Origin of the sequence: Hymenobacter negativus (genome assembly GCF_016056375.1) — a bacterium.
GTDB classification, from domain to species: Bacteria; Bacteroidota; Bacteroidia; order Cytophagales; family Hymenobacteraceae; genus Hymenobacter; species Hymenobacter negativus_A.
This window is the reverse complement of the sequence record NZ_JAEDAE010000001.1, coordinates 1,066,324-1,078,844: the sequence shown is the minus strand read 5'-3', so window position 1 is coordinate 1,078,844 and position 12,521 is coordinate 1,066,324. Positions and strand designations below refer to the sequence as shown.

General features: G+C 61.2%; 11 protein-coding genes. 5 read left to right on the top strand and 6 right to left on the bottom strand.

Features of this window, described 5'->3' with window-relative positions; translation table 11 throughout:
- Nucleotides 1–45: 45 nt before the first annotated feature.
- Nucleotides 46–627 carry a hypothetical protein gene (locus tag I7X13_RS04685; RefSeq protein WP_198074533.1) on the bottom strand — a complete coding sequence of 194 codons (582 nt, stop codon included), beginning with the start codon at nt 625–627 and terminating at the stop codon, nt 46–48.
- A 27-nt stretch (nt 628–654) separates the two neighbouring features.
- Entirely contained in the window at nt 655–1,260 is a 606-nt protein-coding gene (locus I7X13_RS04680; protein WP_198074532.1) for a hypothetical protein, read from the bottom strand.
- A gap of 176 nt (nt 1,261–1,436) precedes the next feature.
- Between I7X13_RS04680 and I7X13_RS04675 the strand changes: the two genes are divergently transcribed.
- Both I7X13_RS04675 and I7X13_RS04670 read left to right on the top strand, forming a co-directional pair.
- On the top strand, nt 1,437–4,877 hold the full coding sequence (locus I7X13_RS04675) for a pyruvate carboxylase (protein ID WP_198074531.1): 3,441 nt from the start codon (nt 1,437–1,439) through the stop codon (nt 4,875–4,877).
- A 123-nt stretch (nt 4,878–5,000) separates the two neighbouring features.
- Complete coding sequence (locus I7X13_RS04670) at nt 5,001–6,341, top strand: M20/M25/M40 family metallo-hydrolase (RefSeq protein WP_198074530.1); 1,341 nt, start codon at nt 5,001–5,003, stop codon at nt 6,339–6,341.
- A gap of 91 nt (nt 6,342–6,432) precedes the next feature.
- Here I7X13_RS04670 and I7X13_RS04665 read toward each other — a convergent pair whose 3' ends face one another.
- Both I7X13_RS04665 and I7X13_RS04660 read right to left on the bottom strand, forming a co-directional pair.
- Nucleotides 6,433–6,885, bottom strand: a complete 453-nt coding sequence (locus I7X13_RS04665; RefSeq protein WP_198074529.1) for an META domain-containing protein — start codon at nt 6,883–6,885, stop codon at nt 6,433–6,435.
- A 99-nt stretch (nt 6,886–6,984) separates the two neighbouring features.
- On the bottom strand, nt 6,985–7,806 hold the full coding sequence (locus I7X13_RS04660; protein WP_198074528.1) for a transporter: 822 nt from the start codon (nt 7,804–7,806) through the stop codon (nt 6,985–6,987).
- Nucleotides 7,807–7,973: 167 nt separating this feature from the next.
- On the opposite strand from I7X13_RS04660, the gene I7X13_RS04655 reads away from it, so the two are divergent.
- Together I7X13_RS04655 and I7X13_RS04650 are read left to right on the top strand one after the other, a co-directional pair.
- Nucleotides 7,974–8,873 carry an alpha/beta hydrolase gene (locus I7X13_RS04655; RefSeq protein ID WP_198074527.1) on the top strand — a complete coding sequence of 300 codons (900 nt, stop codon included), beginning with the start codon at nt 7,974–7,976 and terminating at the stop codon, nt 8,871–8,873.
- The gene (locus I7X13_RS04650) at nt 8,873–10,063 is read left to right on the top strand and encodes a hypothetical protein (protein WP_198074526.1); all 1,191 of its coding nucleotides are present in this window, start codon (nt 8,873–8,875) and stop codon (nt 10,061–10,063) included. The genes I7X13_RS04655 and I7X13_RS04650 overlap by 1 nt, the downstream gene beginning before the upstream one ends.
- 104 nt (nt 10,064–10,167) lie before the next feature.
- Here I7X13_RS04650 and I7X13_RS04645 read toward each other — a convergent pair whose 3' ends face one another.
- Nucleotides 10,168–11,490: a leucine-rich repeat-containing protein kinase family protein gene (locus tag I7X13_RS04645; protein WP_198074525.1), complete on the bottom strand. Its 1,323-nt coding sequence runs from the start codon at nt 11,488–11,490 to the stop codon at nt 10,168–10,170.
- Between the two features lie 187 nt (nt 11,491–11,677).
- Complete coding sequence (locus I7X13_RS04640) at nt 11,678–11,971, bottom strand: hypothetical protein (protein ID WP_198074524.1); 294 nt, start codon at nt 11,969–11,971, stop codon at nt 11,678–11,680.
- 88 nt (nt 11,972–12,059) lie between these two features.
- Here I7X13_RS04640 and I7X13_RS04635 point away from each other — a divergent pair, with 88 nt between their 5' ends.
- Nucleotides 12,060–12,521, top strand: a complete 462-nt coding sequence (locus I7X13_RS04635) for a DUF6756 family protein (protein WP_198074523.1) — start codon at nt 12,060–12,062, stop codon at nt 12,519–12,521.

Here is a 12,521-nt window from a genome sequence, read left to right as displayed (position 1 = left end):
GCCTCGCTAACCCATTTTGGCCCCGAAGGTTTGGCACTGGCGCAGTTAGCGGCCTAGCTTCAGGTCGAAGCGCCCATCCTGCAAATCGGCCGCGGGCGCGCTGCCGGCCGCCGCAAAGCGCATGGTGAACGTGCCGCTGATGTGCTGGGTAGCCGGGTCCCAGGCGGTCACAACCACCTGGGCGGCCGGCTGAGCGGCGAGGGGCTGGCTGGGGCCGTTTATCCACTCTTTGTTGGCTGCGTCGCGGGTGTCGACCTGGAATACCGTGTGGCCGGGCACCACTGCGTAGCGCCCCACCCCTCGGAAATGCAGCAATTGCCATTCCAGCCCGTGTTGCAAGGCACCGGCCCCGATATAGTTCTGGTCATCGACCGCGCCGATGGCCACCGTGCTGTCGGGGTATAAAAAACCGTCGACCGGCAGCGACCGGCTGCCAAATGAGAAAATGGCAGAAATCAGCGAGCTGTAGTTATGCGCCACTACGGGCAAGCCGTTGAGCTGGTACGCCACGGTGTTGGTTTGTAAAACCGGCACGCTGGGCAGTGCCGGCTCCACGTCATCGGCCGTGAGGGTGCAGCCGGTCAGGCTGCTCAGCGCAAGTAGGAAAATCGGGAAGCGAGGGGTCATGGCAGCAATAAAAAACGGGTGCGCCGGCTACAAGTCCGCGCGCCGCAGTGGTGAAAGCCGGACGGAAACCGTAGCCAAGAGGCAAAAAACCGAGTGCTGTGGATTCAGATTGACCTGCCCAACCAGCCCAAACCGGGCATTCCCGTCGGCATAAGCCGCCGACTGCCAGCCCAGCTCCAGCGGCAGGCCGATGGCCTGGTAGTCGCGGTAAGCGTAGTAGTGCGTGGCATCGGAGGAAAGCAGGCCGCTTTTGCGCACGCTGTAGCGGTATTCGCCCAGTTGCCGCCCGCTTACGTAGGCCACGCCCGCCGCGGCATAAAAGTAGGAACGGCCCGCCGCCACGGGCACACCCAGTAGCGCTGCCACTTCGGTTTGCCGGGAGCTGGTGTTGACATCGTCTCCGAACAGGTGAGCTTTCGGCTCTTTGTCCGGCCCCCACCACTTGCCGCGCAGCCGGCCGTAGGCCAGCCAGTGCGGGGCATGGTACCCGCCGTATATCTCCGCCCCATTGCCGACGCCCAGCCCGATATACCACGCGTTGGCCAGGAATGGGGCGGGCGCCGTCGAAGCCGTTGGCTGCGCCTGTACCGGGCTGCTCAGCAATGCGGGCAGCAAATAATAAATACGTTTCATGGAGTGGAAGAAAGGACTGGCGAGGTAGCGCCGGGCCTGTCAAATATAACGGCCAACTGCGCTCTCCACGCGGGAGCTCAGCCTGTGCTTGCCGGTGGAATTGCAGGTAAAGGCTGGCATTGCAGCAGCCTTTGGCCTACATTCGCCGTATTCGCGCCTACCATCCCACCAGCTATATGAACATAACTAAACTCCTGGTCGCCAACCGCGGCGAAATTGCCATTCGCGTGATGCGCGCCGCCACCGAGCTCAACATCCCCACGGTGGCCGTGTACACCTACGAGGACCGGTACTCGCAGCACCGCTACAAGGCCGACGAAGCCTACCAGATTGGCCGCGACGACGAGCCGCTGAAGCCGTATCTGGACATCGAGGGCATCATCCGCATCGCGAAGGAAAACGGCGTCAACGCCATCCATCCCGGCTACGGCTTCCTCTCGGAAAATGCCACGCTCTCGCGCCGCTGCGCCGAGGAAGGCATTATTTTCGTGGGCCCACGCCCCGAAGTCATGGAGGCCCTCGGCGACAAAGTGCGCGCCAAGGAGGTGGCCCAGCAGTGCCAGGTGCCCCAAATCGAGAGCAGCGAGGCCGAATTAGTTGACTTTGAAACCGCCAAAACCGAGGCCCAGCGCATTGGCTACCCCGTGATGCTGAAGGCGGCCAGCGGCGGCGGCGGGCGCGGCATGCGCATCATCCGCGACGATGAACAGCTGGAAAAGGGCTTTTTTGAGGCGCGGAACGAGGCCCTGAATGCCTTTGGCGACGACACGGTGTTCCTAGAGAAGTTCGTGGAGCGGCCCAAGCACATTGAGGTGCAGCTGGTGGGCGACCACCACGGCAACCTCGTGCACCTCTATGAACGTGACTGCTCGGTGCAGCGCCGCTTCCAGAAAGTGGTGGAAGTGGCCCCGGCGATGAACCTGCCCGACCACCAGCGTCACCTTCTGTACGAGTACGCCCTGCGCATCGGGCGGGCCGTGGGCTACGATAACGTGGGCACCGTGGAATTCCTGGTGAACCCCGAGCAAGACCGGATTTACTTCATCGAAGTGAATCCGCGCATTCAGGTGGAACACACGGTGACCGAGATGATTACCGGTATCGACCTGATTAAAACCCAGATTTACATTGCCGCCAACCACAAGCTCAGCGACCCCGAAATTGGCCTTGGGCCCGAGGTGGTGCCGCTGCGCGCCGGCTTTGCGGTGCAGTGCCGCGTGACCACCGAAAACCCTGCCAACGACTTCAAGCCCGACTACGGCACCATCGTGGCCTACCGCTCGGCCGGCGGCTTCGGCATCCGGCTCGACGAGGGCTCGGTGTACCAGGGCGCGGTGGTGTCACCGTTTTTCGATTCGCTGCTGGTCAAAATCTCGGCCCACGCGCCCACGCTGCACGGCGCGGCCCAGAAAATGCTGCGCGCCCTGGATGAATTCCGGATTCGCGGGGTGAAAACCAACATTCCATTCCTGAAAAATATCGTCGGCAACGAGGAATTCCAGACCGGGCACGCCACCGTCGATTTCATTAAGGACCACCCGGAGCTGTTCCAATTCGAAACCCGGCAGGACCGCGCCACGCGCCTGCTCGGCTTCATCGGCGAGACGGTGGTGAACGGCAACCCCGACGTGCGCAACCTGCTCGACCCACGCGCCAACCCGCGCCGCCCGCACATTCCGCACTTCGAATTCGCCGCGCCTGCGCCCGGCACCAAGCAAAAGCTGGACGAGCTCGGCCCCGAGAAATTTGCGGAGTGGCTGCGCAATGAGCCGCTTATCCACTACACCGACACCACCCTGCGCGACGCCCACCAGAGCCTGCTGGCCACCCGCATGCGCACCTGGGACATGCTAAAAGTGGCCCGCGCCTATGCCCAGCAGCACCCCCAGACATTTTCGCTCGAAGTCTGGGGCGGCGCGACCTTCGACGTGGCCCTGCGCTTCCTGCACGAAGACCCCTGGGAGCGCCTCGCCAAGCTGCGCGAAGCCATTCCGAATATTCTGTTGCAAATGCTTATTCGCGGAGCCAACGGCGTGGGCTACAAGGCTTACCCGGATAACCTGACCGAGCGGTTTGTGCAGCAGGCGGCCGAAACCGGCGTGGACGTGTTCCGCATTTTCGACTCGCTGAACTGGATAAAAGGCCTAGAGTCCTGCATCGGCTTCGTGCGCAACAAAACCACCCGCCTGGCCGAGGCCAGCATCTGCTACACCGGCGACATCCTAGACCCGAACCGCACCAAATACACCCTCGACTACTACCTCCGGCTGGCCAAGCAGCTTGAAGACGCCGGCGCCCACATCCTCTGCATCAAGGACATGGCCGGCCTGCTGAAGCCGTACGCTGCTACGGAGCTGATTCAGGGGCTGCGCGATACCGTGAAGCTGCCCATCCACCTGCACACCCACGACACCTCGTCGCTACAAGCCGCCACCTACGCCAAAGCCGTGGAAGCCGGGGCCAACGTCATCGACGTGGCGCTGGGCTCGCTCTCGGGCCTCACCTCGCAGCCCAACTTCAACTCGGTGGTGGAAATGCTGCGCCACACGCCGCGCCACCGCGAGTTCAACCAGCATTCCCTCAACGAGTTCAGCAACTACTGGGAGGCCGTGCGCGAGATGTATTACCCGTTTGAGTCGGGCCTGAAAGCGGGCACCTCGGAGGTGTTTCAGCACGAGATTCCGGGCGGGCAGTACTCCAACCTGCGCCCGCAGGCGGCCTCGCTGGGCTTGCTCGATAAGTTCGAGGAAGTGAAGCAGCGCTTTGCCGACGTGAACATGATGTTTGGCGACATTGTGAAGGTGACGCCCAGCTCTAAAGTGGTGGGTGACATGGCCTTGTTCATGGTGAGCAATAACCTCACGCCCGACGACGTGATGGCGAAAGGGGAGGGCCTCAACTTCCCGGAGTCGGTGCGCGAGCTGTTCCGGGGCGACATCGGCCAGCCCGAAGGCGGCTGGCCCGCCGAGCTGCAAAAGCTGATTCTGAAGAACGAAACCCCGTTCACCGACCGGCCCAACGAGCACCTCGCGCCCATCGATTTCGACAAGGAATGGCCCGCTTTTCAGGAGAAATTTCCCGGCGCGAAGTTTACCGATATGCTCTCGTCGCTGCTCTACCCCAAGGTGTTTGAAGAGTATTGGGCCTTCCGCCAGAAGTTTGGCAACGTGAGCAAGGTGCCTACGTCGGTGTTTTTCTACGGCCTAAAATCGGGCGAGGAAACCATCATCGAAATTGCCCGGGGCAAGTCGGTTATCGTCCGTCTGGAGTCGGTGGGAGACATCAACGAGGAGGGCTGCCGCACCATCTTCTTCACCCTCAACGGCCAGACCCGCAACCTGCAGGTGCGCGACCAGTCGGTGGCCGTCACCAAAATCAGCAACGCCAAAGCCGACAAGGCCAACCCGCGCCAACTGGGTGCGCCGCTGCAAGGTATGCTGAGCAAAGTGCTGGTGAAACCCGGCCAGGCCGCGCCCAAAAACACCCCGCTTTTCGTCATCGAAGCCATGAAGATGGAAACCACCATCACCGCCCCGCAGGACCTGACCGTGGCCGACGTGGTGCTGCCCGAAGGTACCCGCGTATCGGCCGACGACTTAGTTTTGACCTTAAGCTAAAGTTGGCGGATGTAGATACGCCTATTTGCGTCTCCTCGTGTGGGCCGTTCTCATGGATAAGCCAACGACGAGACGCAAATAGGCGACTTTACACCTGCCCAGCGCTAATTATCAGTACACTAGATGAAACAAATGCTTCTCCTTGGAGCAATGCTGGCCACCGTGCCGGCCATTGCCCAGAAAAAAGCCGCTAAACCGGCCCCCAAAGCCGCCAGCGTATCGTCCGCCACGGTCACCCGCGTTATCCAGACCCTGGCGGCCGACGACATGCAGGGCCGCGGCACCGGCCAGCCCGGTGGCCTGAAAGCGGCCCAGTTTCTGGCCGCCGAATTCAAGCGCATCGGCCTGAAGCCATTGCCGGGCCAGGCTAATTTCGAGCAAACCCTCACCGTGTACCAGGGCCTGACCAGCCCGGTGGCGGCCGTCATCAACGACCAAACCCTGGCGCCGCTGCAGGCCGTGGCCATTTCTGGCGAGCCCACCCTGCGCTGGACCAGCGAAGATGCCCAGCCGCCGGCCGTGGTCGTCATCGGCCCCGAGCCCACCGAGCGCGGCAAGCTGTTCTCCTACCTGCGCCCCAAGGCTAATACCCTGGTTTTCGTTGATACGGCCCAGGCCAAAGTATTCCGTCAGCTGGCGGGCTACGTGGCGAAAGGCACCACCAGCGCCGAGCAGCCAAAACCTTTCTCAACGGTGTTTGTGCTGGGGCCCAAGCCGGCAACGCTCACCTACCGCATCAGCGCCAGCAGCGTGCTGCAGCCCGTAGAGCTACGCAACATCGTGGGCATGCTGCCCGCCCACGACCCCAAGCGGGCCAAGGAAAACGTGGTGTTCTCGGGCCACTACGACCACCTTGGCTACCTCAAGCCAGTGGCCGGCGATTCCATCGCCAACGGGGCCGACGACGATGCCAGCGGCACCACCGCCGTGGTGGCCCTGGCCGAATACTTCAAGAAGAAAAACGACAATGCGCGTCCGCTCATCTTCGTAGCCTTCGCGGCCGAGGAAGTGGGCGGTTTCGGCTCCCAGTTTTTCTCGAAACAGCTCGACCCGCAGCAGGTGGCGGCCATGTTCAACATTGAGATGATTGGCAAGGAGGCCAAATTCGGACCCAACACCGCCTTCATCACCGGCTACGAGCGGTCCGATTTCGGCAAGCTGCTGCAAGCCAACCTGGCCGGCAGCAAGTTCCGCTTCGAGCCCGACCCGTACCCCGAGCAAAACCTGTTCTACCGTTCCGACAACGCTACCCTGGCCCGCCTCGGCGTGCCGGCTCACACCATCAGCACCGACCAGATTCCGATGGACGGCCTCTACCATTCCGTCGATGACGAAGTGGAAAGCCTGAGCCTGGGCAACATGACGGCCGTCATCCAGGCCATTGCGCAAAGTGCCAGCGGCATCGTATCGGGCAAGCAAACGCCCACCCGCATTCCGCCCCTCACCGACGACAACCGACGCTAATTTGGCGGATTGGTGGGGGAGTGGACTGGTAGATGGATTGTAGCGGCGCTACCTGTTTATCATCTGCCAATTCACTTCCCCACCAATTCACCTACCGCAAATACACCGCCTCCAGCCGCGCCACTGGCGCATTGGTTGCATTAAATAGCAAGAGCGTGTCGCCGCTGATGCGGTAGGTGCTCGACTGGCCCAATGCGCGGGTAAACTCGTTTTCGATGGCAATGGCCGCACAGGCCATGCGCGTACTCATCAGCGGGCTGAACTTCAATTCGCCAGCCTGCTCACTGAAAAAAGTGCCCCGAAAGCGGTTGCAGCTGCCATTGCCTTCGGCCGTGCCATCTGCGCGGAGCAGGAGGTAAGGCTCCTGGGTATCGGCCGGCACGGCCACGAGCTGGCCGGCTAGCTGGCGTGGCACCCAGCGGGTTTCGCGCAGCCTGGCGTCGGGCGCCACGCGGGAAGGGGAGTGGGACGCAGCCGATTCCTGGGGTGGGCGGGCCTGGCAGCCAGCGGCCAGCAGGGTAAGCAGAAAAAAGGTGAAGCGCATAGCAAACGGGTTGAGAGGCTGATATTACGCAAAAAAGCCTGCGTTACTACGCAGGCTTTTTGCTGAGCGTTGTTTTTGGGTTAATCGCGCCCGTCGGTTCTACTTGCCCACTTTGAATGTGAGGCCAGCTCCCACCGTGGAGGTGCCGGCCGCTAGTCCGCCGACGGCTTGGCCGGCCGTGATGTCAAGGCGCATGGCCGGAATGGGGCGAAAATATACCCCCGCCGTGGTGCCGGTATTGAGGGTTTGGCGCCCGTAACCGTAGGCTTCCACAAAGAATCCGGCCTTTTCACTCAACGGGCCATTCAGGGCTAACGTGCCCATGAACTGGCCTTTTTCGATGTCTTTCGTCGTTAGGCCGCGCTGGCTGAAGCCGAAGTTGGCTTCGAGTCCGAACCGCTCCCCAATCTGCTCGCTCACCAGCAGGCGGCCGCCGGGGCCCCAAGTGGTGCCGCGCAGGCCCGCACTGCCCGTGCCGGGCACCGCCGATTCGACCAGAATGGCGACCTGCGTGCGGGTGTCGTAGTTGGGCGAAATCATGAACTTGGCACCCACCACCACCGGCGCCCAGCCGCTGGAATCGAGGCGCCCGGCCTCGGTAATGCGCGAGGGGCCACTGTGGAAGTAGGGCTGGCTCACGCGCAGCTCCATGCTGTTGAAGAAGCCGATGCGAAGCGTGGCCGCGCTCATGCTCTGGGCCAGGCCCACGCCCCCGAACTGCCGCTGGAAGCCCGTTTCGAGCTGAAGGCGGCCGGGACGAAGCACCTGGGCGGTGATGGTTTGGCCGGGACGGTCGGCACGAATGTTTCGCACGAACGGGGCATCCACGTTGGGATTGTTTTCGTCGGGCGTGTTCTGGGCCAGGGTGAGGCCGGGGCTGCCCAGCAGGGCGGCGGCGGCCAGCAGAGTGGTCTTGCGCATGACCTAAAGACCGTGGCCGGTACGGAATAATTCAAATTAGGTTGCAGGTTACAGGATTTTCATCTGATAGTGCTACGTGTTTGTTTAATAATGCCGCCATAAGACCGTGTGCCGTACTTTTGCGTACAATCCGCTATTCTATGAAAACAACAGCTACTATTGCTTTTATGGGCCTTCTGCTGCTGGCCTCCGGGCACCTTTTCGCACAGCAGACTTTCCCGATTTATACGGGCACCGTGCCCGACTCCAAGCCCAGCGCGGTGCAGGAAACTAGCGTCACGCTAGCCAACGGCGGTGTGCGAATATCCAACGTGGTGCAGCCCAACCTTACGGCCTTTCTGCCAGCGGCGGGCACGGCCAACGGCACAGCGGTTATCATCTGCCCCGGCGGAGGCTATACCCGGTTGTCCATCGACAGCGAGGGCTACGACGTGGCCAAGCGCCTGAACGAGTTTGGCGTAACGGCATTCGTGCTCAAATACCGCCTGCCCAACGATGCCAGCCAGCCCGATAAATCCATTGCCCCGCTGCTCGATGCCCAGCAGGCGCTGCGCCTTGTGCGCCAGCAGGCCGCCAAGTACAGCCTCAACCCCGAGCGCATTGGCCTGATGGGCTTCTCGGCGGGCGGGCACCTGGCGGCGTGGGCTGGAACTCAATTTGCCAAGCCGGTGGGCGATAATGCGGGGCCGACTTCGGTACGGCCTGATTTTCTGGTGCTTATGTACCCGGTTATTAGTTTCAGCGACACGCTGAAGCACACGGGCTCGCGCGAAAACCTGCTGGGCAAGACGCCCTCGGCCGCGCAAATCCGGCAGTATTCCAACGAGCTGCAGGTGACGGCCCAGACGCCGCCCACCTTTCTCGTACACGCCCAGGACGACAAAACGGTGCCCGTGAACAACAGCATCGTATTCTACCAGGCCTGCCTGCGCCACGGCGTCCCGGCCGAAATGCACCTATACCCCAAGGGCGGCCACGGCTTCGGGCTCAACAACAAAACCACCAAAGACCTCTGGACGGACCGCCTGCGCAACTGGCTCGACGCCAACGGCTGGCTCTCAAAATAATGCGCAATCTAGTGGCCGTTGGACTGCTGGCGTTGCTGGCAGGCTGCGAGCAAAAACTCCATTCTACCAAGTCGGATGTGCGGGCCATGCCCAGCGTGGCGGTTGCGCCTGCGCCCCTGCCCGCGCCGCCCGCCGCCCCGGTGCCCGTAGCCAAGCCCAAGCCGCCGCCCGAAATTCCCGGCTGGGCCCCGCCCGCCGTGGCCGATACCCTAGTCCTGCTCAACGGCCAGCCCTACCACCTGCTGCTGGCCGCCGAAACCGATTCGGCCCACCGCCTCACCGCCACCTACGAAGAAACGCCTGGCCACTTCAAGCGGGTGCGCGGCTTCGAGGGCTACTATACCGTGACGCTGCGCGAGCAATCCGGTCGCCAGATTTTCAGCCGCAAGCTGCGCAAGGCCGCTTTTTTTAAGAAGGCCGGGGCTGATATTGTGACCGAGAGCGAGGCCTACCTGCCGCAGTTCCTGGGCTATAGCCGGCCGCTGGGCGCCCTGGTGTTCACCCTCGATTTTATGGTGCCCGACAGCGACGTGGGCGGCCAGGTGGTGCTGCTACTCGACCTGGCCGGCAACGTGCTACGCCTGAGCGAAGGCCGTGGCCCCGGCGGTGGCCCCGAGTGCGAGCCTGCGCTCTCGCCCAATGGCGCGGCTCTGCTCACGGCCTCGGAGCTGCTGCGGCCCGGCCGGCCGCCCATGCGCTTCGAGCGGCCCGATGCCGAGCTGGTGGGCGCTTCTTTCCTCAGCGACAGCACCGTACTGGTGGTGTACGCGCCCGGCAAGGCGCACCCCATCCGCTTCGCCGATGGCATGGAGGGCTACGGCCGCACGCCCACCGCGCAGCAATTGCGCGCCCCCAATGCCTTCGTGCGCAACATCCGCACCGGGCGCGTGCTGCGCCGCTTCCACTACCACGGCTACTATGAGGAAATGGGCTACACCATTCCCAGCTATCAACTGAGGGCCACCGCCACGCAGTATCTGCTCGATGACAAGCGCGGTCTCTACCTGCTGCCCTTGGGCGGCACGGGCGTGCCCGTGGAGATGCGCTTTGCCGCCATGCCGCGCTTCACCCCACCCAAGCGCCTGGCCGAAGTGCGCTTTGAAATCAACAGCGCCGAAACCACTTTCGCGTTTTACGTGGATACCAGCAGCGTACAGCCGCGCATTCGCTACCAAAGACTGGCGGAGTAAATCAACGGGCTGTAGAGACGCAACATTTTGCGTCTCGGCGTTGCTGAGGTTGTCATGACCGCGTGGCAATGCTGTTCAACGCCCAGACGCAAAATCTTGCGTCTCTACAGCCCGGCCAACACCCGTTCAATCTCCGCAAACAGCGGCCGGTCCGCCACCTCCAGTGCCACGCAGCGCCGCTGCAAGTCCCACAGCGCCGCTATCGCCGCCGGAGCTTTGTCGGCTTCATCGCAATGCGTCAGTAATTCTTCCAGCAGGCAACCGAAGGCGTGCACTTCCAGCCGCTGCAGGGCCTGGGCGGTGGTCGCGTCTTCGGGATTGAAGAAGCTGGCCGCGCCGAAATCGCCCAGCAGGGCGTTGCCTTCGCGGGTGGTCAGGATGTTGTGGGCGTATAAATCGCCGTGCAGGATGCCCTGCGCGTGCAAGTGCCCGGCGGCCGCGGCAATTCCCCGGGCTATGTTCAGCGCCGTTTCCAGACTGAAAACGGTGCCGGATTTATATACATCGCGGGTGCAGCTGGCGAGGCTGGGCGGCCCGGCCAGGTTGCCAAAAGCGTCGTCAATCAGCTCCAGCACCAAGCCTTCGGCCTTGGCAGGATGGCCGGCCACGCGGCCCAGCACGGCAATCAGATTGGGATGCGCGCCGGCTTTGATGGTGGCCAGCATCTCGCAGTGGGGCAGGCCGTCGCTGGTCACGGCCCCTTTGAAGAGCTTCACGGCTACGTCCTCATCGTCCACGTTGGGCTGTTCCCAACGGGCGCGGTAAATTATACCCGAAGCCCCCTCACCCAGCTGTTGCTCAATGGTCAGCTTGCCCCAGTCAATGGCTCCGATAAGATGGTCGGCCTCCGCAGTCGCTTCGGCAGGGGCCGAAAAGATATTGCCGGCGTAGGCCAGCCACGAGAGGCGCGGCAGCGCCAGCAGCCACGGCGGCAGCCCAGTGAGGCGGTTGGCCGCAATGCGTAACAGTTCCAGCTTGGTGCAACTGGCCAGCGTTGCGGGCAGCGCAGTAAGGCGGTTGCCAGCCAGCATCAGCTTTTGCAGCTCCCGGCACTGGCCTATTTCTTCTGGCAATGCTTCCAGCTGATTATCGGTGAGGATGAGCCAGCGGAGCGCCGGCGTGAGTGCTGCAGCCGGCAGCCGCCGGATTTGGTTGGCCTTGAAGCCCACCATTTGCAGTCGGGGGCACTGGCCCAGCACGGCGGGTACCTCGGTAAACTGGTTATCGGAGCAGAACAGCACCCGCAGCTTATGCAGCCGTCCCAAATCATCAGGCAACGCGGAAAGTGCGTTGCCGGTCAGGTTAAGGATTTCGAGCGTATCGGCTAGCGCGAAGATTTCGCGGGGAAATTCGGTGAGTCCTTCGGCAAGGTCCAGGCGTTTGAGGTCGTGGAGCTGGCCGGCGCGCAGTTGGGCTAGGGTATGCATGGGGCAAAGGTCGCAGTAGCGCGGGCTCTGTGAGTCCACGCATGAATGAAACCAACAGAATTTTCGCCCATGCTCAGGCTCGAGTCCACGCTACAGTCCTAATAGTTCTCTTTCCGAAAGCCCAAGCTCCGTGATATACACCGTAACCTTTACGGCCTCGCAGACGCGCGCCAGCGGGGATTTGCCACTATAGTTCCGTGATTGTAACTGCTTCTGCTCTCAACAATAGGAAGTCAATAAGCTGCATGAAAATACTTGCTGCTTGAATTGGAGAAGCTAAATTGTCGAGGAAATAAACGCCGTCAGATTCAAGCGCAACTATCACGGGTGCCCAGTCACTTGTCGGCTCTGCCGCAGCATTTCGTAGCGCAAGCTCCAACGTTTCATTTTCAGTAGCCGCTACGATGAAGCGTTGCTCAAGAAACTGCCGGGTTGCTTGGGTATCGAGCTTCGGGCATTTGATAAAACATTCTTTGCCCATAATTAGAATGGCTTTTTTGAAGCAGTTACGGGGGGGAGTTGCGGGAACTGTGAAGCTAAATAATCTTCAAGACTTACACTTTTACCAAATGACACTCAAACACGAACTACTGCAAACTGCCGCTACACTCAGCTTATCATCTACTAACTTCCGGGCTGTTGGAATAACCGAATGGGAGCCAATTATGAAAAGAGTAGAAGATAAATTCGTTTCTGCTCGATATGATAAAGTGTTGTGGTGGTGGAATGGCTATTTAAAAGGGCCAGTACATTCAGTTTTGCTGCCTGGATGGCCAGTTGATTCATTGCACAAATTAATTCCGCTGCATGAGCAAGTTTGGTTTATCGCAGAAGATGATAAATTCTGGCTATTTGAAGGAAATATCGAATCTATTCAGCAAGTGTTAGCCGAAAGTCATTCTTTCGAATACTACCTCGTGTCGAAAAAATACGAGTGGCTGCTTTGCGAAAACCACCACGATGTATTATTCGGAGTTGGAGAAATTATTATCGAGAAATTAAAGCAGGTTGAGCGAGAACTATCTAAATAA